The sequence below is a fragment of the Pseudomonas sp. 39004 genome, from assembly GCF_028682155.1.
GTDB lineage: Bacteria > Pseudomonadota > Gammaproteobacteria > Pseudomonadales > Pseudomonadaceae > Aquipseudomonas > Aquipseudomonas capeferrum.
Genome location: NZ_JANIAG010000034.1, coordinates 13,009 through 39,801 on the forward strand (window position 1 = coordinate 13,009; position 26,793 = coordinate 39,801).

Consider the following 26,793-nt stretch of genomic DNA (forward strand, 5'->3'; position numbering starts at 1 on the left):
AACGTTGCTGCCTGTGCCGGCCCTTCGCGGGTCAACCGCGAAGAGGTCGGTTCAGGCAGCCAGTCAATCAGTCGATGTACTCGAACAGTTTGACGATCTTCTGTACGCCCGACACGCTCTGTACCACGCCGGTGGCAGCATTGGCCTCCTGTTGGGTCACCAGGCCGAGCAGGTAGACGATACCGTTCTCGGTAATCACCTTGATGCGCGAGCTTGGCACGGCGTTGTCAGTGAGCATCTGCGTCTTGATCTTGGTGGTCAGCCAGGCGTCGTTGTTGCGCGCCAGGATGGAGGAGGGCTGCATCACCTGCAGTTCGTTGTGCACCTTCTTCACGCGCTGCACCTGGCCAGCCGTTTGCTCGGCCAGGCTCTTGAGCTCGGCGCGAGGGGTCTGGCCGGCAAGCAGGACGATGCCGTTGTAGCTGCTGACAACGATGTGCGAGCCCTTGTCGAGGTCTGGGCTGGCTTTGGAAATATTGACCGCAGCCTTGGTTTCGATCAGCGAGTCATCGATCTTGCTGCCGATGGTGCGCGTGCCGCGATCGTCCTCGATCGGCGAGTTACGGGTCGAGGTCAGCACCGAGCTGCAGCCGGTGACGCTCAGGCACAGGGTCAGGGCCATCAGGCCGAGGCGCATAGGGGTCATTCTTCACTCCCGAACAATTGGCTGTCGATCAGATCGCACAGGCAGTGGATCGCCAGCAGGTGGACTTCCTGGATACGTGCGGTGACCGTCGAAGGCACGCGGATTTCGACGTCCTCGGGCAGCAGCAGCGAAGCCATGCCGCCGCCGTCACGCCCGGTCAATGCTACGACAATCATTTCGCGATCATGTGCGGCCTGGATCGCTTGAATCACGTTGGCCGAGTTGCCGCTGGTGGAAATCGCCAGCAGCACATCGCCGGGCTGGCCCAGGGCGCGGATCTGCTTGGAAAAGACTTCGTTGTAGCTGTAGTCATTGGCGATCGAGGTCAGCGTCGAGCTGTCGGTGGTCAGTGCTATGGCCGGCAGGCTCGGGCGCTCGCGCTCGAAGCGGTTGAGCAGCTCCGACGAAAAGTGCTGGGCATCGCCAGCCGAGCCGCCGTTGCCGCAAGCGAGCATCTTGCCCTCGTTGAGAAGCGCATTGACCATGACCAGGCTGGCCTGCTCGATGTGCGGTGCCAGGATGTCCATTGCCTGTTGCTTGGTATCGATGCTGGCCTGGAACAGCCGGCGAATTCGGGATTGCATGTCCATCTGGTGACCTTAAGTGGGGCGGTGGCCGGCGCGGCGCGCAACAAAGACCAGCCCGCGAAACATAGAGCAAAAAATACGAAGTGGGTTCAGCATTCGAAGGCGTTTTTCAGCCATTGAAGCGGTCTGCCTGCGTGGTGGCTGCCCTGCAGGGCGACAACGTCGAAGCGGCAGGGTTGTGCGGCCCAGCGCGGCTCCTTTTGCAGGAAAAGGCTGGCAGCCAGCACCAGCCGTTTCTGCTTGCGCCCGTCGATACTGCCGAGGGCGCCACCGAAGCTCGCGTGCAACCGGTAGCGGACTTCGACGAATACTACTGTATCGGCGTCGAGCATGACCAGATCAAGCTCACCGCCTTTGCATCGCCAATTGCGCGTCAGCAACTTGAGACCTTGCCCTTGAAGGAACTCAAGGGCTTGGTTTTCGGCTGCCTGACCGGCCTGGGAGGGCGATGCGTCTGGCATCAACGGGCGGTGTCTGGCAGGCGCTTGACCTGGCCGCCAGAGAATTCGGCCCAAGGCAGCTGGCGCTCGATACGCTGGTTGGCGTTCATGCTGAGGCTGCCCGAAAGCCCTTGTACGCGGTTGTCCGGCAAGGCTTTCAGTTGGCCCAGGCGCGGTGCCAGGCTGTAGGCATCCACGCCCATGGCGTACAGGCGGCCGAGGCTGCCGGCGGCTTGCGGCCATTGCTGCACCACCTGCTGGCGCAGGCTGTTGCTGGTGTCGAGCAGCCACGGTGTTTCGCAGAAGCGAATGCCGTTCATGTCGTTGTACTGGTTGACGTCACCGCTGGCGCTGTACAGGTTCGAGGTGGCATAGACCGGTACGTCGCCGGCGTACTGGAAGTTCAGGGTCGGCTTGATCTGCTGGGCCTGTTGCGGCGTCGAGGCCAGGAAGATGAAGTCGATGTCCTGACGGCGCGACGGCTGCGCGGCGATGTTGCCGCCCACGGTGCTCTGCAGGCTCTTGGCGCGGCCTTCGCTCTGGCGCAGCTGGAACAGGTCGGCAATCTGCTGGGCCAGGGCGACGGGCTGAGCGATGCGCTCGGCGGCGAGCAGGGTGCCGCCGTTGCTTTCCCAGTCTTTGCGGAAGGCGGCGAGCACACGGTCACCCCATTCGCCACTCGGTACCAGCGCGACGGCGCGGACCATGCCGTCGGCGCGGGCGCGACGTGCGACTTCGCGCGCTTCATCCTCGGCAGCGAGGCCGAACTGGAAGAGTTGTGGCGGGGCTGTCTGGCCGGCGTCTGCGTAGTTCAGGGCGAGCGTGGTGATTGGCAGTTGCGCATTGGCAGCGAGCTTTTTCACCAGGGGTTTTTCCAGCGGGCCGACTACCAGTTGCACGCCATCGGCCTGGGCCTGGCGGTAGAAGTCGTCAACCGAGGTGATGCGGGAGCTGTCGTATACCTGCACGGCGGGGGCCGGCTGGCCAGACTGCTGAGCCTGGAAGTGGGCGGCCATGAAGCCATCACGCAGTGCGCGTGCGACGCCTGCCAATGGGCCTTCCTGGGGCAGCAGCAGGGCAATCTTGGTCAATGGCTGGCTGGCCAGCTCCTTGAGCTTGGCCAGCGCCACCGGCAGTTGCTGGGCGGCAGGGTGGTCCGGGTGCTGCTGGCGCCAGGTGTCGATGGCGGCTTGCTGTTGCTCCAGGGTACCGGCGGTTTTCACGGCCAGTGCCAGGCTGGTCCAGCCGGCGAGCACCGGGTCGTTGGCTGGCTGCTGCAGCTGTTCGGGTGGCAGCGCGGCGACCAGCGACCAGATCGAGTCGTTGTTGGCGCTGGCGGCCTGGCCGCTGAGCAGCGGGGCAAGCAGCACGCGCTGCTGGGCGGCGGCCAGGGCCTGGCCGTCGGCTTCGAGGGCGGCGGCGTGGACGCTGTAGGTGCGTACCTGCTGTTCTGCCGGCAGCTCGGCGACACGCTGCAGGCTAGGGTGCGACAGGGCGGTGAGGGCCGCCTTGGGCTGGTTGCGGCTCATGGCCAGCTCGGCGCCAAGGGTGCTGGCGAACACTTGCTGGGCGGGCTTGAGCGTGTCCATCGGGACCTGCTCGAGAATGCGTGCGGCGCGCGGGTAGTCCTTCTGCTTGTACGCCAGGTCTGCGGCGCTCAGGCGCAGCAGGGCGGCATCTTCCGTGGACTTGCTGGAGGCGGCCTTTTCGAGCAGTTGCTCGATGCTGGCGTCCGGGGTGCGTGGCAGCTCGCCCAGGCTGGATGAGGGCGAGCTGGCGCAGGCTGCCAGCAGGGTAGCGAGGCAGAGGGCTGAGAGCAGCCGCAGGCAAGCGATCATGTAAAGGTCCTGTTACTCGATCAAGTTGGCCGGCAATTGTACCCAAGCACTGGCCGGGGCGCGATCTTGCTGATGCTGATCCTTCACTATAGGTGGCTGGCCGATGAACGCCTGCGAAGTTCTTTGCGCCCTGTTACGGGCGGTCGGGCTACAATGGCGCCTTTGATCCGAAAGACAGGTGTGCGCAGTGACTGATGTGGCAGGGGCTTCGAAATCCACCGTGGGTACGCTGTATGTGGTCGCAACGCCCATCGGCAACCTCGACGACATGAGCGCCAGGGCGCTGAAGGTGCTGGCGGATGTCGCCCTGATCGCGGCCGAGGACACGCGCCACTCGATCCGTCTGTTGCAGCATTTCGGTATCGACACGCCGCTGGCGGCGTGCCATGAGCACAACGAGCGCGACGAGGGCGGTCGGTTCCTGACCCGGTTGTTGGCCGGCGACAATGTTGCGCTGGTTTCCGACGCCGGCACACCGTTGATTTCCGACCCTGGCTACCACCTGGTGCGTCAGGCGCGGGCGGCGGGGGTGAGTGTGGTGCCGGTACCGGGTGCATGCGCGCTGATTGCCGCGCTGTCGGCGGCGGGCCTGCCCTCTGACCGTTTCATCTTCGAAGGCTTTTTGCCAGCCAAGACGGCGGGGCGCCGTGCACGGCTGGAGCAGGTCAAGGAAGAGCCACGCACGCTGATCTTCTACGAGGCCCCTCACCGTATCCTCGAGTGCCTGGAGGACATGGAGGCGGTGTTCGGTGGCGAACGCCCGGCGCTGCTGGCGCGCGAGCTGACCAAAACCTTCGAGACCCTCAAGGGCTTGCCGTTGGCCGAGCTGCGGGCGTTTGTCGCGGGCGACAGCAATCAGCAGCGTGGCGAGTGCGTGGTGTTGGTCGGTGGCTGGAGCGCGCCCGAGGGCGAGCAGGCGATCAGTACCGAAGCGCAGCGGGTACTGGACTTGCTGTTGGCAGAGTTGCCGCTCAAACGGGCGGCGGCACTTGCGGCGGAAATTACCGGTGTACGCAAGAACCTGTTGTATCAACTTGCCCTGGAAAAGCAGAAAGCAGAGTAGTGGCCATTTGATATAGTTTGCGGTATCGCTTGTTCTTGACCGCGTGTACCGTTAATCTTGTCGGCGGAGAGTCGATCGGACAGTCGCTGCCTGTTTTTGTTCCGCAGCTTTTGTTGCGAAACAGCAGGGGGAGGAAAGTCCGGGCTCCATAGGGCAGAGTGCCAGGTAACGCCTGGGAGGCGCGAGCCTACGGAAAGTGCCACAGAAAATAACCGCCTAAGCACTTCGGTGCCGGTAAGGGTGAAAAGGTGCGGTAAGAGCGCACCGCACGGCTGGCAACAGTTCGTGGCTAGGTAAACCCCACTCGGAGCAAGACCAAATAGGGTTCCATTAGGCGTGGCCCGCGTCGGAACCGGGTAGGTTGCTAGAGGCGTCCAGTGATGGCCGTCGTAGAGGAATGACTGTCCTCGACAAAACCCGGCTTACAGATCGACTCTCCACCTCTCCCTCCCTGCTTGAATCGATAGCAGGCGCACTCTGGTAATACCGAAAAAATCTTACTCTTAATAAATCACTTTAACTTCGAACTCCATTCGCTTGCGTGGGTTTGATTTTTCTCGTGTTTTTTTCCTCCCTGAAGTCCTTCCGCATTCCTTTGTCGCGCTAAATCTCGGTCCTGTAAGGCTTTTCCTTATGAACGTGCCTTGACGGTGCGGCGGGCGGATTCCTATAGTGTGCGCAAGTGGCAGAAAGTGGGATGAAGTGGGTTTTCTGGCACAAAAAAGCTACCATTGTGGGGAATCGCAGCCGTGTTCCGCGGAGCCAACGCCGTCAGCCTCGATGCCAAAGGCCGTCTCGCCATGCCGAGCCGGTACCGCGACGAGCTCGATTCGCGTTGCAATGGCCAGCTGATCGTGACCATCGACGCTGTAGACCCCTGCTTGTGTGTTTACCCCCTCGATGAGTGGGAACAGATAGAAGCCAAGTTGCGTGCCTTGCCGTCATTGCGTGAGGAAAACCGCCGCCTGCAGCGTTTGCTGATCGGCAATGCGGTTGACCTGGAGCTCGATGGCAGTGGGCGTTTCCTGGTTCCGCCCCGTCTGCGTGAGTACGCCAAGCTCGACAAGAAGGCGATGCTGGTGGGGCAACTGAACAAATTCCAGCTGTGGGATGAAGATGCCTGGAACACGGTTTCGGCAGCCGACCTTGCAGCTATTCAACAACCGGGCGCCATGCCCGACGAATTGCGTGACCTGATCCTGTGACCATAGATAGCGGCTTCAACCACATTACCGTCCTGCTCGACGAAGCTGTCGAGGCATTGGCCCTGCGCGCCGACGGTTGCTATCTGGACGGCACCTTCGGCCGGGGCGGACACAGCCGTCTGATCCTCAGCAAGCTTGGGCCGCAAGGGCGGCTGCTGGGCTTCGATAAAGACCCACAAGCGATTGCCACAGGGCAAGCGCTGGCGGCCGAAGACGGCCGCTTTGTCATTGTGCAGCGCAGCTTTGCCGAGCTCGGCGCGGAAGTGGCTGAGCGCGGCATGGCCGGCAAGGTCAGCGGTGTGCTGCTCGACCTGGGTGTGTCTTCGCCGCAGCTGGATGACCCAGAGCGTGGCTTCAGCTTCCTCAATGACGGCCCGCTGGACATGCGCATGAACCCCGGTATCGGGGTCAGCGCCGCCGAATTCATCGCCAGCGCACCGGTCGAGGAAATCGCCCGCGTGTTCAAGGAATACGGCGAGGAGCGTTTTTCCGGGCGTATGGCGCGTGCCGTGGTGGAGCGTCGCGAAAAGCAGCCATTCACCCGTACCGCCGACCTTGCCGAAGTGCTCAAGGTCGCCAACCCGGCCTGGGAGAAGGGCAAGAACCCCGCCACCCGCGCCTTCCAGGGCCTGCGCATCCACGTCAACAACGAGCTGGGCGACCTCGAAACCGGCCTTGAAGCGGCGCTCGAGTCGCTGGAAGTTGGCGGCCGCCTGGTCGTCATCAGCTTCCACTCGCTCGAAGACCGTATCGTCAAGCTGTTCATGCGCAAGCTGGTCAAGGGCGAGGCAGACAACCTGCCGCGCAACCTGCCGGTACAGCACAAGGCCTTCGAGCCCAAGATCAAGCTCATCGGCAAGGCGCAGTTCGCTTCCGAGGCCGAGCTCAAGGCCAACCCGCGGTCGCGCAGCGCCGTGATGCGGGTGGCGGAGAAGCTGCGGTGAGCAGGCTGTTTGCCAAGCCATTGCCAGGCGGAAGCTTCCTGATGCTTCTGCTGTTCGTCGGCGTTCTGGTTTCGGCCATCGCCGTGTCCTACAGCGCCCACTGGAACCGTCAGTTGCTCAACACCCTGTACGGCGAGTTGAGCGAGCGCGACAAGGCGCAGGCCGAGTGGGGGCGTTTGATTCTTGAGCAGAGCACCTGGACGGCTTCCAGCCGCATCGAAAGCCTGGCGTCCGAGCAGCTGAAAATGCGCGTGCCCGCCGCTGACGAAGTGCGGATGGTGGCGCCATGATGAAGCTCGAAGGCGCACTCTACCCCTGGCGCTTCCGGGTGGTGATCGGCTTGCTGGCGTTGATGGTCGGTGCCATCTGCTGGCGCATCATCGACCTGCAGGTGGTCGACCGTGACTTCCTCAAGGGGCAGGGCGATGCGCGCAGCCTGCGCCATATTCCAATCCCGGCGCACCGTGGCCTGATCACCGACCGCAACGGTGAGCCGCTGGCGGTCAGCACCCCGGTCACCACCTTGTGGGCCAACCCCAAGGAAATGCAGGCGTCGAAGGACCGCTGGCCACAACTGGCTGCCGCCCTTGGGCAGAACCCCCAGCAACTGACCGAGCGCCTGACCCAGCAGGCCAGCAAAGAATTCATCTACCTGGTCCGCGGCCTGACCCCGGAGCAGGGCCAGCATGTGCTCGACCTGAAAGTGCCGGGTGTCTATGGCCTGGAAGAGTTCCGCCGCTTCTATCCCGCCGGTGATGTCACCGCGCACATGGTCGGCTTCACCGACCTCGATGACCACGGGCGTGAAGGGGTAGAGCTGGCCTATGACGAATGGCTGGCCGGCGTGCCTGGCAAGCGACAGGTGATCAAGGACCGGCGTGGCCGGCTGATCAAGGACATTCAGGTAACCAAAAACGCCAAGGCCGGTAAGACCTTGGCGTTGTCGATAGACCTGCGCCTGCAATACCTGGCCACCCGTGAGCTGCGCAACGCCATCGCCGAACAGGAAGCCAAAGCCGGCAGCCTGGTGATCATGGACGTCAAGACCGGCGAAGTGCTGGCCATGGTCAACCAGCCGACCTACAACCCGAACAACCGCCGCAGCATGTTCCCTGCCGCGATGCGTAATCGGGCGATCATCGACGTGTTCGAACCCGGCTCGACCGTGAAGCCGATTTCCATGAGTGCGGCGCTGCAGAGCGGGCGCTGGAAGATCACCGACAAGGTCGAGGTCTACCCGGGCACCCTGCAGATCGGCCGCTACACGATCAAGGACGTTTCCCGTAGCGAGGGCCCGATCCTCGACCTGACCGGCATCCTGATCAACTCCAGTAACGTCGGCATGAGCAAGATCGCCTTCGACATCGGCGGCGAAGCCATCTACCGGGTCATGTCCCAGGTCGGCCTGGGGCAATACACCGGCCTGGGCTTCCCGGGCGAGCGGGTGGGCAACCTGCCTAACCACCGTGAGTGGCGCAAGGCCGAGACCGCGACCCTGTCCTACGGCTATGGCGTGTCGGTGACTGCGCTGCAACTGGTGCATGCCTACGCGGCGCTGGCCAACGACGGCAAGATGGTGCCGCTGTCGATCCTCAAGGTGGACAAGGCGCCCGAAGCCGTTCAGGCGATTCCGAAAGAAACTGCCGAAACCGTCCAAGGCATGCTGCAGCAAGTGATCGAGGCGCCGCGCGGGGTGTTCCGTGCCCAGGTGCCGTTCTATCACGTGGGTGGTAAGTCGGGTACGGCGCGTAAGGCGACCGTTGGCTCCAAGGGCTACACCGAGAACGCCTACCGCTCGCTGTTCGCAGGCTTCGGCCCGATGAGCGACCCGCGTTACGCGATCGTGGTGGTCATCGACGAACCGAGCAAGGGCGGCTACTTCGGTGGCCTGGTATCGGCGCCTGTGTTCAGCAAGGTCATGTCGGGCACCTTGCGTTTGATGAACGTGCCGCCAGACAACCTGCCGCCGCCAGCAACCGCACAACCACAAGTCAATGCAGCAGGCGCCAAGGGAGGGCGTGGATGATGACAATGCCACTGAGCAAGCTTTTCGCCCACGCCAGCCGTGATCCGCTGATCCGCGAGCTGACCCTGGACAGCCGTGCGGTGCGCCCGGGTGATCTGTTCCTGGCTGTGCCCGGGGCCAAGGTCGATGGCCGTGACCATATCGCCGACGCCCTGGCCCGTGGCGCCGCCGCGGTTGCCTATGAAGAGCAGGGCGCGACCGTGTTGCCGATCACCGAGATGCCGCTGATTCCGGTCAAGGGGCTGATCGCTCAGCTGTCGGATATCGCCGGTCGCTTTTATGGCGAGCCAAGCCGTCAGCTGAACCTGGTCGGGGTGACCGGCACCAACGGCAAGACCAGTGTCACGCAACTGGTGGCCCAGGCGCTTGATGTGCTGGGCCAGCGTTGCGGCCTGATCGGCACGTTGGGTACCGGTTTCTATGGTGAGCTGCAGAGCGGCCGCCTGACCACCCCAGACCCGATCGCGGTGCAGTCGACGCTGTACGACCTGAAAAAGGGCGGCGCCAAGGCCGTGGCGATGGAGGTGTCCTCGCATGCCTTGGAGCAGGGGCGTGTCGCTGCGCTGGAGTTCGATATCGCGGTAATGACCAACCTGTCCCGCGATCACCTGGATTACCACGGCAGCATGGAGGCCTATGAGGCCGCCAAGGCCAAGCTGTTCGCCTGGCGCAGCCTGCGTTGCCAGGTGGTCAACCTGGATGACGATTTTGGGCGCCGCCTGGCGGCGGCCTATGCCCGTCGTCCGAGTGCCGATCATATCGAGACCCGGCTGCTCAGCTATAGCCTGGAGAACCCGGAGGCTTCGTTGTATTGCCGTGAAGCCACGTTCGATGACGATGGCGTGCGCGCAATCCTCGTCAGCGCCCAGGGTGAGCGCACCTTGCGCAGCCAACTGCTTGGCCGTTTCAACCTGAGCAACATGCTCGCGGCAGTGGCAACGCTGCTGGCTCTGGATTATTCGCTGGACGAAATCCTCAAGGTCACCCCCCAGTTGCAAGGGCCGGTTGGCCGCATGCAGCGCCTGGGCGGCGGCGACAAACCGCTGGTGGTGGTCGACTACGCCCACACCCCGGATGCCTTGGAAAAAGTACTCGAGGCCCTGCGCCCGCACGCACACGGCAAGCTGCTGTGCCTGTTCGGCTGCGGTGGCGACCGTGACCGTGGCAAGCGCCCGCTGATGGCCGAAGTGGCCGAGCGCCTGGCTGACCGCGTGCTGGTCACCGATGACAACCCGCGCAGCGAAGACCCGCTGCGGATCTTCGACGATATCCGCCCTGGCTTTGCCAAGCCGGAGCACGTCGAGTTCGTCGCTGGCCGCGGCGAAGCCATTGCCCACTTGATCGCCACTGCCGCCGCCGATGACGTCATCGTCCTGGCCGGCAAGGGCCATGAGGATTACCAGGAGATTCGTGGCGAGCGCCACGATTTCTCCGATCTGGTCGAAGCCGAGAAGGCGCTTGCAGCCTGGGAGGCTCCACATGCTTAAGCCGATGACCCTCAGCCAGCTGACCACGGCACTGAGTGCTCGCGTGGTGGGTGCCGACGCCAGCTTCGGCGGCGTCAGCATCGACAGCCGCAGCGTCAGTGCCGGGCAACTGTTCGTCGCCCTGACAGGCCCGCGTTTCGATGGCCACGATTACCTGGCCGATGTGAAGGACAAAGGTGCCGTAGCGGCGCTGGTCGAGCGTGAAGTGGCCGATGTCGACCTGCCACAGCTGCTGGTCAAGGACTGCCGTGTCGCGCTGGGGCAACTGGGTGCCTTGAATCGTGCCGCGTTCGACAAGCCGGTCGTGGCCATCACCGGTTCCAGCGGCAAGACCACGGTCAAGGAGATGCTGGCCAGCATCCTGCGCACCCGTGGCCTGGTGCATGCTACCCGTGGCAACCTGAACAATGACCTCGGGGCGCCGCTGACCCTGCTGGAAATCGCCCCGGAGCACAGCGCTGCGGTAATCGAGCTGGGCGCTTCGCGCATTGGCGAGATCCGCTACACCGTCGGCCTGACCCAGCCGCACGTGGTGGTCATCAATAACGCCGGTACTGCCCATGTCGGCGAGTTCGGCGGCCCGGAGAAAATCGTCGAGGCCAAGGGCGAGATCCTCGAAGGCCTGGGCGAGGGCGGCACGGCCATCCTCAATCTGGACGACAAGGCTTTTGCCATCTGGAAGGCGCGTGCCGGTGCGCACAGGGTCGTCAGTTTCGCCCGTAACGATGGCCGCGCCGACTTCTACGCCACTGGCATCGATCGCGATGCGCGTGGCTGCCCGTCCTTCACGCTGCATGGCGCCGGGGACTCGGTTGCGGTGCAACTCAACGTACTGGGCGAGCACAACGTCAGCAACGCATTGGCCGCTGCGGCGGCTGCCCACGCCGTCGGTCTGAGCCTGAGCGGCATTGCCGCTGGCCTGAATGCCGTGCAACCGGTCAAGGGCCGCACCGTGGCGCAGATCGCGCCGAACGGTGTGCGGGTAATCGACGACAGTTACAACGCAAATCCCACCTCGATGTGCGCGGCCATTGATATACTCGCCGGCTTTTCCGGACGCACCGTCCTGGTGCTTGGGGATATCGGCGAATTGGGTCAATGGGCGGAGGAAGGCCACCGTCAGGTGGGTGACTACGCGCGTGACAAGGTCGACGCCCTGTACGCTGTGGGTTCCAACATGACACACGCGGTCAAGGCGTTCGGCGCCAATGGCCGTCATTTCGCTACTCAAGCTGAGCTGATCGACGCGGTTCGCGCCGAAAATGCCAGTGACACCACTATCTTGATCAAGGGCTCGCGCAGCGCTGCGATGGAAAACGTCGTGGCGGCATTGTGCGGTGCCAGCGGGGAGAAACATTAATGCTGCTGCTGTTGGCTGAGTATCTGCAACAGTTCCACAAAGGCTTCGCGGTCTTCCAGTACCTGTCCCTGCGCGGGATCCTTGGTGTACTGACTGCGTTGTCGCTGGCGCTGTGGCTGGGCCCGTGGATGATCCGTACCCTGCAGATTCGCCAGATCGGTCAGGCCGTCCGTAATGACGGCCCGCAATCGCACCTGTCCAAATCCGGCACCCCGACCATGGGCGGCGCGCTGATCCTGTCGGCCATCGCGATCAGCACCCTGCTGTGGGCCGACCTGTCCAACCGCTACGTGTGGGTCGTGCTGATCGTCACCCTGGCGTTTGGCGCCATCGGTTGGGTCGACGACTACCGCAAGGTGATCGAGAAGAACTCCCGTGGCTTGCCGAGCCGCTGGAAGTATTTCTGGCAGTCGGTGTTCGGCCTGGCTGCGGCGATCTTCCTTTACAAGACCGCCCCGACCAGCGTCGAGACCACGCTGATCGTGCCGTTCATCAAGGATGTCACCATTCCGCTGGGCATCGGCTTCGTCGTCCTGACCTACTTCGTGATCGTCGGTTCGAGCAACGCGGTCAACCTCACCGACGGCCTCGACGGCCTGGCCATCATGCCAACGGTCATGGTGGGCGGTGCCCTGGGCATCTTCTGCTACCTGTCGGGCAACGTGAAGTTCGCCGAATACCTGCTGATCCCGTATGTGCCGGGTTCGGGCGAGCTGATCGTGTTCTGCGGCGCGCTGATCGGAGCGGGTCTGGGCTTCCTGTGGTTCAACACTTACCCGGCCCAGGTCTTCATGGGCGACGTCGGCGCCCTGGCGCTGGGCGCCGCGCTGGGCACCATCGCGGTGATCGTCCGCCAGGAAATCGTACTGTTCATCATGGGTGGCGTATTCGTCATGGAAACCCTGTCGGTGGTGATCCAGGTCGCCTCCTTCAAGTTGACCGGCAAGCGCGTGTTCCGCATGGCGCCGATTCACCACCACTTTGAACTCAAGGGCTGGCCTGAACCACGGGTGATCGTCCGTTTCTGGATCATCACCGTGATTCTGGTGCTGGTCGGCCTTGCAACCCTGAAACTGAGGTAGATGAGCGTGTCACTGATCGCTTCCGACCAATTCCGCATCGTTGTCGGCCTCGGCAAGAGCGGCATGTCCCTGGTTCGCTTCCTGGCGAGCCGGGGCATTGCCTTTGCGGTCGCCGACACCCGCGAGCAACCGCCGGAACTGGACACCCTGCGCCGTGATTACCCGCAGGTGGAAGTGCGCTGTGGCGAGCTGGACGTGGACTTCCTCTGCCGCGCCAATGAGCTGTACGTGAGCCCGGGCCTGGCGTTGTCTACCCCGGCGCTGCAGCAGGCCGCGGCGCGCGGTGTGGCCCTGTCGGGTGACATCGAGCTGTTCGCCCGCCATGCCAAGGCGCCGATCATCGCCATCAGCGGCTCCAACGCCAAAAGCACCGTCACCACCTTGGTCGGTGAAATGGCTGCCAAGGCGGGCAAGCGTGTGGCCGTTGGCGGCAACCTCGGTACGCCGGCCCTCGACTTGCTCGGGGATGAGGTGGAGCTGTATGTGCTGGAGCTGTCCAGCTTCCAGCTGGAAACCACCGACCAGCTCAATGCCGAAGTGGCCACCGTGCTGAACGTCAGCGAAGACCACATGGACCGCTACAGCGGCCTGCCGGCCTATCACCTGGCCAAGCACCGGATCTTCCGGGGCGCCCACCAGGTTGTGGTGAACCGCCAGGACGCCCTGAGCCGGCCATTGCCGGTGGAAGGCCGGCCGTGCTGGAGCTTTGGTCTGAACCCGCCCGACTTCAAGGCCTTTGGCCTGCGCGAGGTCGATGGCGAGAAGTACCTGGCCTTCGAATTCCAGAACCTGATGCCGGTTCGCGAACTGAAAGTGCGTGGCGCGCACAACCAGAGCAATGCCCTCGCAGCCCTGGCCCTCGGCCATGCGGCCGGCTTGCCGTTTGCGCCGATGCTCGAAGCCCTGCGTGAATTTGGTGGCCTGGCCCATCGTTGCCAGTGGGTTCGCGAGCGCAATGGCGTCAACTGGTACGACGATTCCAAGGCCACCAACGTGGGGGCCGCGCTGGCCGCCATCGAAGGCCTGGGCGCGGACATCACCGGCAAGCTGGTGCTGATTGCCGGCGGCGACGGCAAAGGTGCCGATTTCGCAGCGCTGCGTGCACCGGTGGCGCGCTTCTGCCGTGCAGTGGTGCTGCTGGGCCGTGATGCCGAGCGCCTGGCCGAAACACTGGGTGAAGGTGTGCAGCAGGTCCGGGTCAAGACCCTGGATGAGGCCGTCGAGCAGTGCGCCGCCTTGGCTCAGCCGGGCGATGCGGTGCTGTTGTCGCCAGCCTGCGCCAGCCTCGACATGTTCAAGAACTTTGAAGAACGCGGGCGGCTGTTCGCCCAAGCGGCGGGAGGGCTGGCATGATCCTGGGCATCTTCAAGCCGTACCCGTCGCCGCTGATCAGCGGCCGTGGCATCGACCTCGACTTCGCGATGCTCGCCGGTTGCCTGGCATTGCTGGGCTTGGGCCTGGTGATGATCACCTCGGCCTCTTCGGAAGTGGCTGCGGTGCAGTCGGGCAACCCGCTTTACCACATGTTCCGCCACCTGGTGTACGTGGCCATCGGCCTGTTCGCCTGCGGCGCCACCATGCTGGTACCGATCGCCACCTGGCAGCGCATGGGCTTCATGATGCTGCTGGGCGCCTTCGGCTTGCTGGTGCTGGTGCTGGTGCCCGGCATCGGCCGCGAAGTGAACGGTTCCATGCGCTGGATCGGCTTCAGCTTCTTCAACGTCCAGCCTTCGGAAATTGCCAAGGTCTTCGTGGTCATCTACCTGGCCGGCTACCTGGTGCGCCGGCAGACCGAAGTGCGCGAGAGCTGGATGGGCTTCTTCAAACCTTTCATCGTGCTGCTGCCAATGGCCGGCCTGCTGCTGATGGAGCCAGACTTCGGCGCCACCGTGGTGATGATGGGCGCTGCGGCGGCCATGCTGTTCCTCGGCGGGGTGGGGTTGTTCCGCTTCAGCCTGATGGTGGTGCTGGCGGTGGTCGCGGTGTTTGTCCTGGTGCAGGCGCAGCCGTATCGAATGGCGCGCCTGATCACCTTTACCGACCCATGGTCCGACCAGTTCGGCTCGGGCTACCAGCTGACCCAGGCGCTGATTGCCTTTGGTCGCGGCGAGTGGCTGGGCGTTGGCCTGGGCAACAGCGTGCAGAAGCAGTTCTACCTGCCCGAGGCGCACACCGACTTCGTGTTCTCGGTGCTGGCCGAAGAGCTCGGCGTGGTCGGCTCGCTGGTCACCATCGCACTGTTCGTCTTCGTCACCGTGCGTGCCCTGTACATCGGCCTGTGGGCTGAAAAGGCCAAGCAGTTCTTTGCCGCCTACATGGCGTTCGGCCTGGCCTTCCTGTGGATCGGCCAGTTCCTGATCAACATCGGGGTGAACGTCGGCCTGCTGCCGACCAAGGGCCTGACCTTGCCGTTCCTCAGCTACGGGGGCAGCTCGCTGGTGATCTGCTGTGCCTGCGTGGGGTTGCTGCTGCGTATCGAGTGGGAGAGCCGCACGCACCTGGGCAGCGAGGAACACGAATTCAACGAAAGCGATTTTGCCGAGGAGACCAGTCATGGCCGCTGACGGCAAGAACGTACTGATCATGGCAGGCGGCACCGGGGGCCACGTGTTCCCGGCCCTGGCCTGCGCTCGCGAGTTCCAGGCACGCGGTTACAGCGTGCACTGGCTGGGCACGCCGAAAGGCATCGAGAACGAACTGGTGCCCCAGGCCGGTCTGCCGTTGCACCTGATCCAGGTCAGCGGCCTGCGCGGCAAGGGCAAGCTGTCGTTGCTCAAGGCGCCGTTCACCCTGGTCAAGGCCGTGCTGCAGGCACGGCGCATCATTCGTCAGCTCAAGCCGGTGTGTGTGCTGGGCTTCGGCGGCTATGTGACCGGGCCCGGCGGTGTGGCCGCGCGGCTGTGCGGTGTGCCGCTGGTGATCCACGAGCAGAACGCCCGTGCGGGTACCGCCAATCGGCTGCTGGTGCCACTCTCGGCGCGGGTCTGCGAAGCTTTCCCGGGCACGTTCCAGGCCAATGACAAGCTGCGTACCACCGGCAATCCGGTACGCACAGAGTTGTTCATGGATGCACAACGTGCGCCCCTTTCCGAGCGCCGTGCTCGCCTGTTGGTAATGGGCGGCAGCCTGGGTGCGGAACCATTGAACAAATTGTTGCCTAAGGCCCTGTCCGAAGTGTCTGCGGCGCTGCGGCCAGAGGTGTTCCACCAGGCTGGCAAGCAACACGCGCCGATCACCGCCGAGCGTTATCACGAGGTCGGCGTCGAGGCTCAGGTAGAGCCTTTCATCACGGACATGGCCCAAGCCTATGGCTGGGCCGACATGGTGGTATGCCGGGCCGGTGCCCTGACCGTCAGCGAACTCGCGGCGGCAGGCCTGCCTTCGATGCTGGTGCCGCTGCCCCATGCGATCGACGACCACCAGACCTACAACGCCCAATATCTGGCTCGGGAGGGCGCGGCCTTCCTGATGCCACAAGCGACAACTGGCGCAGCGCAGCTCGCTGAACGCCTGAACGAGGTGCTGATGCAACCCGAGAAACTCAACACCATGGCTGGCACCGCACGGCGCCTGGCCAAACCTGCTGCAACCAGCACCGTGGTCGATATCTGCCTGGAGGTGGCCCATGGTTGAAAGCCAGAAAGCCATTCCCCAGCCGAAGATGGGCCGTATCCGCCGTATTCACTTCGTCGGTATCGGCGGCGTCGGTATGTGCGGCATCGCCGAAGTGCTGCTGAACCTGGGCTATGAGGTGTCCGGCTCCGACCTCAAGGCGTCGCCGGTCACCGAGCGCCTGGAGTCGTTTGGCGCCGAGATCTTCGTTGGCCACCGTGCCGAGAACGCAGTCGCCGCCGATGTGCTGGTAGTGTCCAGCGCGATCAACCCGGCCAACCCGGAAGTCGCCACCGCCCTCGAGCGGCGTATTCCGGTGGTGCCGCGTGCCGAGATGCTTGCCGAGCTGATGCGCTACCGCCACGGCGTTGCGGTCGCCGGTACCCACGGCAAGACCACCACCACCAGCCTGCTGGCCTCGGTGTTCGCCGCCGGTGGCCTGGACCCGACCTTCGTCATCGGTGGGCGCCTGACCGCGGCCGGTACCAATGCCCAGCTGGGCACCAGCCGCTACCTGATCGCCGAAGCGGACGAGAGCGACGCCAGCTTCCTGCACCTGCAGCCGATGGTCGCCGTGGTCACCAACATCGACGCCGACCACATGGCGACTTACGAAGGCGACTTCAACAAACTGAAGAAAACCTTCGTCGAGTTCCTGCACAACCTGCCGTTCTACGGTTTGGCGGTAATGTGCCTGGATGACCCGGTGGTGCGCGAGATCCTGCCGCAGGTCAAACGCCCGACGGTCACCTACGGCTTCAGCGAAGAGGCGGATATCCGCGCCATCAACGTGCGCCAGCAGGGTATGCAGACGCACTTCACCGTGCTGCGCCGTGACTGCGAGCCGCTGGAGGTGTCGGTGAACATGCCCGGCAACCACAACGTGCTCAATGCCCTGGCAACCATTGCCATCGCCACGGACGAAGGCATCAGCGACGAGGCCATCATCCAGGGGCTGTCCGGCTTCCAGGGTGTCGGCCGACGCTTCCAGGTCTACGGCGAGCTGCCGGTCGACGGCGGCAGCGTGATGCTGGTCGACGACTACGGCCACCACCCGACCGAAGTCGCCGCTGTCATCAAGGCCGTGCGCGGTGGCTGGCCGAGCCGTCGCCTGGTCATCGTCTACCAGCCGCACCGTTATAGCCGCACCCGCGACCTTTACGACGACTTCGTGCAGGTACTGGGCGACGCCAACGTGTTGCTGTTGATGGAAGTCTACCCGGCCGGCGAAGAGCCGATCCCCGGGGCGGACAGCCGTCAGCTGTGCCACAGCATCCGTCAGCGCGGCAAGCTGGACCCGATCTACATCGAGCGTGGCGCAGAGCTCGCCCCGCTGGTGCAGCCACTGCTGCGCGCGGGCGACATCCTGCTTTGCCAGGGCGCCGGTGATGTCGGTGGCCTTGCCCCGCAATTGATGAAAAGCCCGCTGTTCGCTGGCGCCAAGCAGGAGAAGTCGAAATGACCAGCGCCTACGACACACTGCACTCGTCCCTGGACGTCAAGGCGTTCGGCCGCGTCGCCGTGCTCTACGGCGGCAAGAGCGCCGAGCGTGAAGTCTCGCTCAAGTCCGGCGCCGCCGTGATCGAGGCCTTGACCAGCGCCGGTGTCGACGTGGTCGCCATCGATGTGGGCGACGACCTGCTCGACCGCCTGCAACGCGAGAAGATCGACCGCGCGTTCATTATCCTCCACGGCCGTGGCGGTGAGGACGGCAGCATGCAGGGTCTGCTCGAGTGCCTGGGCATCCCTTACACCGGCAGCGGCATCCTCGCTTCGGCCCTGGCCATGGACAAGCTGCGCACCAAGCAGGTGTGGCAGAGCCTGGGTATTCCGACCCCGCGCCACGCGGTTTTGGCCAGCGAAAACGATTGTGTGGTGGCCAGTACGGAACTGGGCTTCCCGCTTATCGTCAAACCTGCCCATGAAGGCTCTAGCATCGGCATGGCCAAGGTGAACAGCGAGCAGGAATTGATCGCCGCCTGGCAGGACGCCGCCAAATACGATTCCCAGGTTCTGGTCGAGCAGTGGATCCACGGCCCGGAGTTCACCATCGCGGTGCTGCGTGGCCAGGTGCTGCCGCCAATCGCCCTGGGTACGCCGCACGTGTTCTACGACTACGACGCCAAGTACATCGCCAACGATACCCAGTACCGCATTCCGTGCGGTCTGGACAGTGTCAAGGAACAGGAACTGATCGACCTGACCGCGCGGGCCTGCGATGCCATTGGCATCGAAGGCTGGGGGCGGTTGGACGTGATGCAGGACGAGCAGGGCCGGTTCTGGCTGCTCGAAGTCAACACCGCACCCGGCATGACTGATCATAGCCTGGTGCCCATGGCGGCCCGCGCGGCCGGCCTGGACTTCCAGCAACTGGTGCTGGCGATCCTGGCTGCCAGCGTCGAGACGCGAGGTTAACAGCCATGCAAGGCGCGATGTTACGTCATCAGCAACCCGCCACCGGCCGTAGCAAGCCGGTGCCGCGCGGTGCCAGCCGAATGGTGGCCAACGAGCCCATGTCGGCGCGCCTGCCCAAGGCCAACTTCAGTGGACTCAAGCGCCTGCTCTGGCCGGTGCTGCTGGTCGCGGCAGGCTTCGGCGCCTATGAAGGCGCCATTCGCCTGATGCCTTATGCCGACCGGCCGATCACCCGCATCGCCGTGCAGGGCGACCTCAGCTACATCAGCCAGCAGGCGGTGCAGCAGCGTATCGCCCCGTTCATGGCGGCGAGCTTCTTCAGCGTCGACCTGCCGGCGATGCGTGCGGAGCTCGAGCAGATGCCGTGGATCGCCCATGCCGAGGTCCGGCGCGTGTGGCCGGACGAGGTGGTGATCCGCCTGGAAGAACAGCTGCCAGTGGCACGCTGGGGTGACGAGGCCTTGCTCAACAACCAGGGCCAGGCCTTCACCCCGCGCGAACTGGCCAACTATGAGCACCTGCCGCAGCTGTTCGGGCCGCAGCGTGCTCAGCAGCAAGTCATGCAGCAGTATCAGGTATTGAGCCAGATGCTGCGCCCCATGGGCTTTTCCATCGCTCGCCTGGAGCTGCGCGAGCGCGGCAGCTGGTTCCTGACCACCGGTGCGGGCAGCACCGGCCCAGGCATCGAGCTGCTACTGGGGCGCGACCATCTGGTGGAGAAGATGCGCCGTTTCATTGCCATTTACGACAAGACGCTTAAAGAGCAGATCACCAACATCGCCCGCATCGATCTGCGATACGCCAACGGACTTGCCGTTGGTTGGCGGGAACCGATTGCACCGACGACGGCCCAACCCGCCGTTGCGAAGAATTAGAGAGAGGCAGGACCATGGCAAACGCGCATAGCGGCAAAATGATCGTCGGGCTGGACATTGGCACCTCCAAGGTGGTGGCGCTGGTGGGCGAAGTGGGCGAAGACGGCACCCTGGAGATCGTCGGGATCGGCACCCATCCGTCCCGCGGCCTTAAAAAAGGCGTGGTGGTGAACATCGAGTCGACCGTGCAGTCCATCCAGCGCGCGGTGGAAGAAGCGCAGCTGATGGCCGGCTGCCGTATCCACTCGGCGTTCGTCGGCGTGGCAGGCAACCACATTCGCAGCCTGAACTCCCACGGCATTGTCGCCATCCGCGACCGAGAGGTCAGTGTTGCCGACCTCGAGCGCGTGCTCGACGCTGCCCAGGCCGTGGCCATTCCAGCTGACCAGCGCGTGCTGCACACCCTGCCGCAGGACTACGTGATCGACAACCAGGAAGGCGTGCGCGAGCCACTGGGCATGTCCGGCGTGCGCCTGGAAGCCAAGGTCCACGTGGTCACCTGTGCGGTCAACGCGGCGCAGAACATCGAGAAGTGCGTGCGCCGTTGTGGCCTGGAAATCGACGACATCATCCTCGAGCAACTGGCGTCGGCCTACTCGGTACTGACCGACGACGAAAAAGAGCTCGGCGTGTGCCTGGTGGACATCGGCGGTGGCACCACCGATATCGCCATCTTCACCGAAGGTGCGATCCGTCACACCGCGGTCATCCCGATTGCCGGCGACCAGGTCACCAACGACATCGCCATGGCCCTGCGTACACCGACCCAGTACGCCGAGGAAATCAAGATCCGCTACGCCTGCGCCCTGGCCAAGCTGGCCGGCGCCGGCGAAACCATCAAGGTGCCGAGCGTGGGTGACCGCCCACCGCGCGAGCTGTCGCGCCAGGCCCTGGCCGAGGTGGTGGAGCCACGTTACGACGAGCTCTTCACCCTGATCCAGGCCGAACTGCGCCGCAGCGGCTACGAGGACCTGGTGCCGGCTGGCATCGTCCTCACCGGCGGCACCGCGAAAATGGAAGGCGCCGTGGAACTGGCCGAGGAAATCTTCCACATGCCGGTACGCCTGGGCGTACCGCACAGCGTTCGGGGGCTGAGCGACGTGGTGCGCAACCCGATCTATTCCACCGGTGTGGGCCTGCTCACCTACGGCCTGCTCAAGCAGTCCGAGGACTTGATCCTGACCGGTAACAGCAACAGCAGCAGCAACAGCTATGGCGATGAACCGAAGGCTCCAGTGCTTGAGCGATTCAAGCGCTGGGTCCAGGGCAATTTCTAAGTTTCAAAGCAGTAGTGGTAGGCGCGACAACTAGAGAACTGTAAGGAGAGGGAAAATGTTCGAGCTCGTAGACAACGTCCCGCAAAGTCCGGTCATCAAGGTGATCGGCGTAGGTGGTGGTGGCGGCAACGCCGTCAACCACATGGTCAAGAGCAGCATCGAAGGTGTGGAATTCATCTGCGCCAACACCGATGCCCAGGCGCTGAAAAGTATTGGCGCGCGCACCATCCTGCAATTGGGCACTGGCGTGACCAAAGGCCTGGGTGCGGGTGCCAATCCGGAAGTCGGTCGTCAGGCCGCGCTGGAAGACCGTGAGCGCATTGCCGAGGTGCTGCAGGGCACCAACATGGTGTTCATCACCACCGGCATGGGTGGCGGTACCGGTACCGGTGCAGCCCCGATCATCGCCGAAGTGGCGAAGGAAATGGGCATCCTCACCGTTGCCGTGGTGACCCGTCCGTTCCCGTTCGAAGGCCGCAAACGTATGCAGATCGCCGATGAAGGCATCCGCATGCTGGCCGAGAGCGTCGACTCACTGATCACCATCCCCAACGAGAAGCTGCTGACCATCCTGGGCAAGGATGCCAGCCTGCTGTCCGCCTTCGCCAAGGCTGACGACGTACTGGCCGGTGCCGTGCGCGGTATTTCCGACATCATCAAGCGCCCTGGCATGATCAACGTCGACTTCGCCGACGTGCGCACCGTGATGGGCGAGATGGGCATGGCCATGATGGGTACTGGCTGCGCCAGCGGCCCGAACCGTGCGCGTGAAGCGACCGAGGCGGCGATTCGCAACCCGTTGCTGGAAGACGTCAACCTGCAGGGCGCCCGTGGCATCCTGGTGAACATCACCGCCGGCCCTGACCTGTCGCTGGGTGAGTACTCCGACGTGGGTAGCATCATCGAAGCCTTCGCCTCCGACCACGCGATGGTCAAGGTCGGCACCGTGATCGATCCGGACATGCGCGATGAGCTGCACGTGACCGTGGTCGCCACTGGCCTGGGCGCGCGCATCGAGAAGCCGGTCAAGGTAGTGGACAACACCCTGCAGACCGCTCAGCAGGCGTACGAAGCGTCCAACCCGGCACCGGTTCGCCAGGAGCAGCCTGCGGTCAACTACCGTGACCTGGAGCGCCCGACTGTCATGCGCAACCAGGCCCATGCAGGTGCCGCTGCGGCAGCTAAACTGAACCCTCAGGATGACCTGGACTACCTCGATATCCCGGCTTTCCTGCGTCGTCAGGCTGATTAATGGAATTTATCAGGGGTATAAAGGTGATTGGTATTCAGCAAAGGTTGGGTCTGTTATCATCCTCAGCCTTTGTTGATACCTGTTCGCAATTTGCGCTGAAGCGGCCAATGCCATGATTAAACAACGCACCCTGAAGAATACCATCCGTGCCACAGGTGTCGGCCTGCACTCCGGGGAGAAGGTATACCTGACCCTGAAGCCTGCACCTGTTGACACCGGCATCGTCTTCCGCCGCGCCGATCTCGACCCTGTGGTCGAAATCCCGGCGCGCGCGGCCAACGTCGGCGAGACAACCATGTCGACGACGCTGGTCAACGGTGACGTCAAGGTCGATACGGTCGAGCACCTGCTCTCCGCCATGGCGGGCCTGGGCATCGATAACGCCTACGTCGAGCTCTCCGCCTCGGAAGTGCCGATCATGGATGGCAGCGCCGGACCCTTTGTATTCCTGATTCAGTCTGCCGGCCTGGAAGAACAGGACGCACCCAAGCAGTTCATCCGCATCCTGCGCGAAGTGACAGTGGAGGAGGGCGACAAGCGCGCCACCTTCCTGCCTTTCGAAGGGTTCAAGGTGAGCTTCGAGATCGACTTCGATCACCCGGTCGTCAGCGGCCGGACCCAGAGCGCCAGTGTGGATTTCTCCAGCACGTCGTTCGTGAAAGAAGTCAGCCGTGCCCGCACCTTCGGTTTCATGCGGGACATCGAGTACCTGCGCAAGCATAACCTTGCGTTGGGCGGCAGTGTCGAAAACGCCATCGTGGTCGATGAGACTGGCGTGCTGAACGAAGACGGCCTTCGTTATGAAGACGAATTCGTCAAGCACAAGATTCTCGACGCCATCGGCGACCTCTACCTGCTGGGCAACAGCCTGATCGGCGAGTTCAAGGGCTACAAGTCCGGGCACGCGCTGAACAACCAGCTGCTGCGCAAGCTCATTGCTGAAACCGATGCCTGGGAAGTGGTCACTTTCGAAGATGCCAGTACGGCACCGATCTCGTACATGCGCCCTGTTGCGGCCGTGTAAGTTCGAACACTCTCTAGTTCATTAAGGCCACCTTCGGGTGGCCTTTTTTATACCTGCTTTTTATCCCGGGCATGGCTGGCGAGCCGTTCCAGCGCGGCGCGCAGCTTGGGGTCGGTAATACCCTCGGCGGTATCGCGAAGGCTTTCGGCGGCATTGCTCGACAGCTCGGTGGCATACCCGCCACGCTTGGCGGGTACCAGCGGCGGTTGCACCTTGTACAGGATGCGCCGCAGGTTGCCGAACGCTTCCATGGCTTGCAACTCGCGCATCAGGCGTTTCTGCTGATAGCGCAGGCGGGTGGCCCAGTGGCCGTCGGTCACCACCAGCAACAAGGTACCGTCACGCCAGGAGGCAACGTGGCAATGCTCGCGGGCGGCCGGCTGCAGCTGGCTTTCCAGCAGGCGCTGCAGGTGTTCCAGGCGTTCGGCCTGGTTCAACAGCAGGCGCAGCGGACGGACCTGGCGCAGCAGTGCCGAGGGAAGCTGGGCGGGGGAGGGTTTATAGGCCATGCGGGTACGTATGAAGTTACAAGATCGGCAGTCTAACAGATGCGGGGTTATCGATTGCCTGCACTGGCCGCTTCGCCGATAAACACCGGATACGAGCTATTCTCGATACGTTTCATCTTTCTCAGCCTTGAACTCAGGGAAAATGCCCCTATCTAAGAAACGCCCCTGCCAAAACGCTGTACCAGCATCGTGGAAATCCACCACTTTCCTCACCATCGTTTCCGGGTAGAATGCTCGTTCGCATGCGGCCTTAGGGCTGCACGGGCGACTCATGGGGCCGCCCTCCATCCCTACGTGTGGAAGATCCTGCCGATATGTTTGCGCCTTTGTTAAAGAAACTTTTTGGAAGCAAGAATGAGCGTGAAGTCAAACGCATGCTCAAGACGGTGACTATCGTCAATGCCTTCGAAGAGAAGATGGTGGCCCTCTCCGATGAGCAACTGCGGGGCAAGACCGCAGAGTTCAAGGAACGATTGGCCAAAGGCGAGACACTGGACCAACTGCTGCCCGAAGCCTTCGCCGTGGCCCGTGAGGCCGGCAAGCGTGTAATGGGCATGCGCCACTTCGACGTGCAGCTGATCGGCGGCATGACCCTGCACGAGGGCATGATCGCAGAAATGCGCACCGGTGAAGGCAAGACCTTGGTCGGTACCCTGGCCGTCTACCTCAACGCATTGTCCGGCAAGGGCGTGCACGTGGTGACCGTCAACGACTACCTGGCCCGCCGTGACGCCAACTGGATGCGCCCGCTGTACGAGTTCCTCGGTTTGTCCGTGGGCATCGTCTCGGCTTTCCAGCCGCCGGAAGAAAAGCGCGCTGCCTACGCCTCTGACATCACCTACGGCACCAACAACGAATTCGGTTTCGACTACCTGCGCGACAACATGGCGTTCAGCCAGGAAGAGAAGTTCCAGCGTGAACTCAACTTCTCGGTCATCGACGAAGTCGACTCGATCCTCATCGACGAAGCCCGTACTCCGCTGATCATTTCCGGGCAGGCCGAAGACAGCTCCAAGCTGTACATCGAGATCAACCGTCTGATCCCGCGTCTGACCCAGCACATCGAGGAAGTCGAGGGCCAGGTCACTCAGGAAGGCCACTTCTCCATCGACGAGAAGAGCCGCCAGGTCGAGCTCAACGAAGCGGGTCACCAGTTCATCGAAGAGATGCTCACCCAGGCCGGCCTGCTGGCCGAGGGCGAGAGCCTCTACTCGGCGCACAACCTGGGCCTGCTGACCCACGTCTACGCTGGGCTGCGCGCGCACAAGCTGTTCCACCGCAACGTCGAATACATCGTCCAGGACGGCCAGGTCCTGCTGATCGACGAGCACACCGGCCGTACCATGCCCGGCCGTCGCCTGTCCGAAGGCCTGCACCAGGCCATCGAAGCGAAAGAGAACCTGAACATTCAGGCCGAGAGCCAGACCCTGGCTTCGACCACCTTCCAGAACTACTTCCGCCTTTACACCAAGCTGTCCGGCATGACCGGTACGGCCGACACCGAAGCGTTCGAGTTCCAGTCGATCTACGGCCTCAACGTGATGGTGATCCCGCCGAACAAGCCGCTGGCGCGCAAGGACTTCAACGACCTGGTGTACCTGACCGCCGACGAGAAATACGCTGCGATCATCGCCGACATCAAAGAAAGCATGACCCTGGGTCGCCCGGTACTGGTGGGTACTGCCACCATCGAAACTTCCGAGCACATGTCGAACCTGCTGCTCAAGGAAGGTATCGAGCACAAGGTACTGAACGCCAAGTACCACGAGAAGGAAGCCGAGATCATCGCCCAGGCGGGTGCTCCGGGCGCGTTGACCATCGCCACCAACATGGCTGGCCGTGGTACCGACATCCTGCTGGGCGGTAACTGGGAAGCCGAAGTGGCTGCCCTGGACAGCCCGACCGCCGAACAGATCGCGCAGATCAAGGCCGACTGGCAGAAGCGCCACCAGCAGGTGATCGAGTCGGGTGGCCTGCATGTGATCGCCTCCGAGCGTCACGAGTCGCGCCGTATCGACAACCAGCTGCGTGGCCGTTCCGGCCGTCAGGGTGACCCAGGTTCCAGCCGCTTCTACCTGTCGCTCGAAGACAGCCTGATGCGCATCTTCGCCTCCGATCGGGTGAAGAACTTCATGAAGGCACTGGGCATGCAGTCCGGCGAGGCGATCGAGCACCGCATGGTCACCAACGCCATCGAGAAAGCCCAGCGCAAGGTCGAAGGCCGCAACTTCGACATCCGCAAGCAGCTGCTCGAATACGACGACGTGGCCAACGAGCAGCGCAAGGTGATCTACCACATGCGCAACAGCTTGCTGGCGGCCGAGAACATTGGCGATACCATCGCCGAATTCCGCAAGGAAGTGCTAGACGCTACCATCAGCCAGCACATCCCGCCGCAATCGCTGCCCGAGCAGTGGGACGTGGCCGGCCTGGAAGCCTCGCTGGCGAGCGATTTCGCCATGAAGCTGCCGATCCAGCAATGGCTCGACGAGGACGACCACCTCTACGAAGAGACCCTGCGCGAGAAGCTGCTGAGCGAGATCACCAGCGCCTACACCGAGAAGGAAGACCAGGCCGGCATCGACGCCCTGCGTACCTTCGAGAAGCAGATTCTGCTGCGTGTGCTGGACGACCTGTGGAAAGACCACCTGTCGACCATGGACCACCTGCGCCACGGTATTCACCTGCGCGGTTATGCGCAGAAGAACCCGAAGCAGGAGTACAAGCGCGAGTCGTTCACGCTGTTCCAGGAGCTGCTCGAGTCGATCAAGCGCGACACCATCCGCGTGCTGTCGCACGTTCAGGTGCGCCGCGAAGACCCGATCGAAGAAGAAGCCCGCCTGCGCCGCGAGGCCGAAGAGCTGGCCAGCCGCATGCAGTTCCAGCATGCCCCTGCGCCAGGCCTTGAAAGCGAGCAATTGAGCGAAGAAGGCGCCGAAGTGGCCGTGGCCACGGCACCGGTGCGCAACGACCAGAAGCTGGGCCGCAACGAGCCATGCTGGTGCGGTTCGGGCAAGAAGTTCAAGCATTGCCATGGGCAGATCGAGTGATCTGATCTGACTCTTGTAAAAGCCTGGGGCCGCTTTGCGGCTAACCTTTGGCTGCCCCTTGGTCGACCGTGCCAGCAAAGCGTCAGATTGGCGAAGGCATA

23 protein-coding genes and 1 other RNA gene are annotated in these 26,793 nt (G+C 63.3%); 19 read left to right on the forward strand and 5 right to left on the reverse strand.

Annotated elements, in window-relative coordinates; all coding sequences use genetic code 11:
* Positions 1-67: 67 nt before the first annotated feature.
* The 4 genes from NP534_RS08665 to NP534_RS08680 all read right to left on the reverse strand — a co-directional run bounded on the left by NP534_RS08665 (position 68) and on the right by NP534_RS08680 (position 3,511).
* Positions 68-646 carry a BON domain-containing protein gene (locus tag NP534_RS08665; protein ID WP_033702844.1) on the reverse strand — a complete coding sequence of 193 codons (579 nt, stop codon included), beginning with the start codon at positions 644-646 and terminating at the stop codon, positions 68-70.
* Positions 643-1,236, reverse strand: coding sequence for a phosphoheptose isomerase (locus tag NP534_RS08670; protein WP_012274070.1), 594 nt, complete (start codon positions 1,234-1,236; stop codon positions 643-645). Before NP534_RS08670 ends, NP534_RS08665 begins: the two co-directional genes overlap by 4 nt.
* Positions 1,237-1,322: 86 nt before the next feature.
* Entirely contained in the window at positions 1,323-1,694 is a 372-nt protein-coding gene (locus tag NP534_RS08675) for a YraN family protein (RefSeq protein WP_274098470.1), read from the reverse strand.
* Entirely contained in the window at positions 1,694-3,511 is a 1,818-nt protein-coding gene (locus NP534_RS08680; RefSeq protein ID WP_274098471.1) for a penicillin-binding protein activator, read from the reverse strand. Before NP534_RS08680 ends, NP534_RS08675 begins: the two co-directional genes overlap by 1 nt.
* A 187-nt stretch (positions 3,512-3,698) precedes the next feature.
* Between NP534_RS08680 and rsmI the strand changes: the two genes are divergently transcribed.
* The 18 genes from rsmI (at position 3,699) to lpxC (ending at position 23,133) form a co-directional block, all read left to right on the forward strand.
* Entirely contained in the window at positions 3,699-4,574 is an 876-nt protein-coding gene (rsmI, locus tag NP534_RS08685; RefSeq protein ID WP_033702841.1) for a 16S rRNA (cytidine(1402)-2'-O)-methyltransferase, read from the forward strand.
* Positions 4,575-4,641: 67 nt separating this feature from the next.
* Positions 4,642-5,015: RNase P RNA component class A (gene rnpB, locus NP534_RS08690), an RNA gene on the forward strand.
* 308 nt (positions 5,016-5,323) lie between these two features.
* Complete coding sequence (mraZ, locus tag NP534_RS08695; protein WP_019439042.1) at positions 5,324-5,779, forward strand: division/cell wall cluster transcriptional repressor MraZ; 456 nt, start codon at positions 5,324-5,326, stop codon at positions 5,777-5,779.
* A complete protein-coding gene (gene rsmH, locus NP534_RS08700) occupies positions 5,776-6,723 on the forward strand; it encodes a 16S rRNA (cytosine(1402)-N(4))-methyltransferase RsmH (RefSeq protein ID WP_434518550.1) in 948 nt (315 codons plus the stop codon). Before mraZ ends, rsmH begins: the two co-directional genes overlap by 4 nt.
* Positions 6,720-7,013, forward strand: coding sequence for a cell division protein FtsL (gene ftsL / locus NP534_RS08705; RefSeq protein ID WP_033702839.1), 294 nt, complete (start codon positions 6,720-6,722; stop codon positions 7,011-7,013). The genes rsmH and ftsL overlap by 4 nt, the downstream gene beginning before the upstream one ends.
* The gene (locus NP534_RS08710) at positions 7,013-8,749 is read left to right on the forward strand and encodes a peptidoglycan D,D-transpeptidase FtsI family protein (protein WP_274098479.1); all 1,737 of its coding nucleotides are present in this window, start codon (positions 7,013-7,015) and stop codon (positions 8,747-8,749) included. Before ftsL ends, NP534_RS08710 begins: the two co-directional genes overlap by 1 nt.
* The gene (locus NP534_RS08715; protein WP_274098472.1) at positions 8,746-10,236 is read left to right on the forward strand and encodes a UDP-N-acetylmuramoyl-L-alanyl-D-glutamate--2,6-diaminopimelate ligase; all 1,491 of its coding nucleotides are present in this window, start codon (positions 8,746-8,748) and stop codon (positions 10,234-10,236) included. Before NP534_RS08710 ends, NP534_RS08715 begins: the two co-directional genes overlap by 4 nt.
* A complete protein-coding gene (locus NP534_RS08720; protein WP_274098473.1) occupies positions 10,229-11,596 on the forward strand; it encodes a UDP-N-acetylmuramoyl-tripeptide--D-alanyl-D-alanine ligase in 1,368 nt (455 codons plus the stop codon). Before NP534_RS08715 ends, NP534_RS08720 begins: the two co-directional genes overlap by 8 nt.
* On the forward strand, positions 11,596-12,678 hold the full coding sequence (gene mraY / locus NP534_RS08725; protein WP_033702836.1) for a phospho-N-acetylmuramoyl-pentapeptide-transferase: 1,083 nt from the start codon (positions 11,596-11,598) through the stop codon (positions 12,676-12,678). The genes NP534_RS08720 and mraY overlap by 1 nt, the downstream gene beginning before the upstream one ends.
* A gap of 6 nt (positions 12,679-12,684) precedes the next feature.
* On the forward strand, positions 12,685-14,031 hold the full coding sequence (gene murD / locus NP534_RS08730; RefSeq protein WP_033703003.1) for a UDP-N-acetylmuramoyl-L-alanine--D-glutamate ligase: 1,347 nt from the start codon (positions 12,685-12,687) through the stop codon (positions 14,029-14,031).
* A complete protein-coding gene (gene ftsW, locus NP534_RS08735) occupies positions 14,028-15,242 on the forward strand; it encodes a putative lipid II flippase FtsW (protein WP_033702835.1) in 1,215 nt (404 codons plus the stop codon). Before murD ends, ftsW begins: the two co-directional genes overlap by 4 nt.
* On the forward strand, positions 15,232-16,311 hold the full coding sequence (gene murG / locus NP534_RS08740; RefSeq protein ID WP_033702834.1) for an undecaprenyldiphospho-muramoylpentapeptide beta-N-acetylglucosaminyltransferase: 1,080 nt from the start codon (positions 15,232-15,234) through the stop codon (positions 16,309-16,311). Before ftsW ends, murG begins: the two co-directional genes overlap by 11 nt.
* Complete coding sequence (gene murC, locus NP534_RS08745; protein ID WP_274098474.1) at positions 16,304-17,752, forward strand: UDP-N-acetylmuramate--L-alanine ligase; 1,449 nt, start codon at positions 16,304-16,306, stop codon at positions 17,750-17,752. Before murG ends, murC begins: the two co-directional genes overlap by 8 nt.
* Positions 17,749-18,705, forward strand: a complete 957-nt coding sequence (locus NP534_RS08750; protein WP_274098475.1) for a D-alanine--D-alanine ligase — start codon at positions 17,749-17,751, stop codon at positions 18,703-18,705. Before murC ends, NP534_RS08750 begins: the two co-directional genes overlap by 4 nt.
* 5 nt (positions 18,706-18,710) lie before the next feature.
* Positions 18,711-19,580, forward strand: a complete 870-nt coding sequence (locus NP534_RS08755; protein WP_033702831.1) for a cell division protein FtsQ/DivIB — start codon at positions 18,711-18,713, stop codon at positions 19,578-19,580.
* A 14-nt stretch (positions 19,581-19,594) separates the two neighbouring features.
* The gene (ftsA, locus tag NP534_RS08760) at positions 19,595-20,857 is read left to right on the forward strand and encodes a cell division protein FtsA (RefSeq protein ID WP_033702830.1); all 1,263 of its coding nucleotides are present in this window, start codon (positions 19,595-19,597) and stop codon (positions 20,855-20,857) included.
* Between the two features lie 55 nt (positions 20,858-20,912).
* Complete coding sequence (ftsZ, locus tag NP534_RS08765) at positions 20,913-22,109, forward strand: cell division protein FtsZ (protein WP_016488958.1); 1,197 nt, start codon at positions 20,913-20,915, stop codon at positions 22,107-22,109.
* 112 nt (positions 22,110-22,221) lie between these two features.
* Positions 22,222-23,133: a UDP-3-O-acyl-N-acetylglucosamine deacetylase gene (gene lpxC, locus NP534_RS08770; protein ID WP_033702829.1), complete on the forward strand. Its 912-nt coding sequence runs from the start codon at positions 22,222-22,224 to the stop codon at positions 23,131-23,133.
* Between the two features lie 47 nt (positions 23,134-23,180).
* Here the strand turns inward: lpxC and NP534_RS08775 are convergent, their stop codons facing one another.
* Entirely contained in the window at positions 23,181-23,642 is a 462-nt protein-coding gene (locus tag NP534_RS08775; protein ID WP_274098476.1) for a DUF721 domain-containing protein, read from the reverse strand.
* Positions 23,643-23,956: 314 nt separating this feature from the next.
* Between NP534_RS08775 and secA the strand changes: the two genes are divergently transcribed.
* Positions 23,957-26,692, forward strand: coding sequence for a preprotein translocase subunit SecA (secA, locus tag NP534_RS08780; protein WP_033702825.1), 2,736 nt, complete (start codon positions 23,957-23,959; stop codon positions 26,690-26,692).
* The last annotated feature ends 101 nt before the right edge of the window (positions 26,693-26,793 follow it).

Coding starts and splice junctions, on each gene's coding strand:
- NP534_RS08680 (WP_274098471.1), bottom strand. CDS start 3,511: ATGATCGCTTGCCTGCGGCTGCTCTCAGCCCTCTGCCTCGCTACCCTG.
- NP534_RS08750 (WP_274098475.1), top strand. CDS start 17,749: ATGACCAGCGCCTACGACACACTGCACTCGTCCCTGGACGTCAAGGCG.
- NP534_RS08675 (WP_274098470.1), bottom strand. CDS start 1,694: ATGCCAGACGCATCGCCCTCCCAGGCCGGTCAGGCAGCCGAAAACCAA.
- NP534_RS08775 (WP_274098476.1), bottom strand. CDS start 23,642: ATGGCCTATAAACCCTCCCCCGCCCAGCTTCCCTCGGCACTGCTGCGC.
- ftsA (WP_033702830.1), top strand. CDS start 19,595: ATGGCAAACGCGCATAGCGGCAAAATGATCGTCGGGCTGGACATTGGC.
- ftsW (WP_033702835.1), top strand. CDS start 14,028: ATGATCCTGGGCATCTTCAAGCCGTACCCGTCGCCGCTGATCAGCGGC.
- NP534_RS08670 (WP_012274070.1), bottom strand. CDS start 1,236: ATGGACATGCAATCCCGAATTCGCCGGCTGTTCCAGGCCAGCATCGAT.
- ftsZ (WP_016488958.1), top strand. CDS start 20,913: ATGTTCGAGCTCGTAGACAACGTCCCGCAAAGTCCGGTCATCAAGGTG.
- lpxC (WP_033702829.1), top strand. CDS start 22,222: ATGATTAAACAACGCACCCTGAAGAATACCATCCGTGCCACAGGTGTC.
- murC (WP_274098474.1), top strand. CDS start 16,304: ATGGTTGAAAGCCAGAAAGCCATTCCCCAGCCGAAGATGGGCCGTATC.
- NP534_RS08720 (WP_274098473.1), top strand. CDS start 10,229: ATGCTTAAGCCGATGACCCTCAGCCAGCTGACCACGGCACTGAGTGCT.
- NP534_RS08715 (WP_274098472.1), top strand. CDS start 8,746: ATGATGACAATGCCACTGAGCAAGCTTTTCGCCCACGCCAGCCGTGAT.
- mraY (WP_033702836.1), top strand. CDS start 11,596: ATGCTGCTGCTGTTGGCTGAGTATCTGCAACAGTTCCACAAAGGCTTC.
- secA (WP_033702825.1), top strand. CDS start 23,957: ATGTTTGCGCCTTTGTTAAAGAAACTTTTTGGAAGCAAGAATGAGCGT.
- murG (WP_033702834.1), top strand. CDS start 15,232: ATGGCCGCTGACGGCAAGAACGTACTGATCATGGCAGGCGGCACCGGG.
- NP534_RS08665 (WP_033702844.1), bottom strand. CDS start 646: ATGACCCCTATGCGCCTCGGCCTGATGGCCCTGACCCTGTGCCTGAGC.
- NP534_RS08755 (WP_033702831.1), top strand. CDS start 18,711: ATGCAAGGCGCGATGTTACGTCATCAGCAACCCGCCACCGGCCGTAGC.
- NP534_RS08710 (WP_274098479.1), top strand. CDS start 7,013: ATGAAGCTCGAAGGCGCACTCTACCCCTGGCGCTTCCGGGTGGTGATC.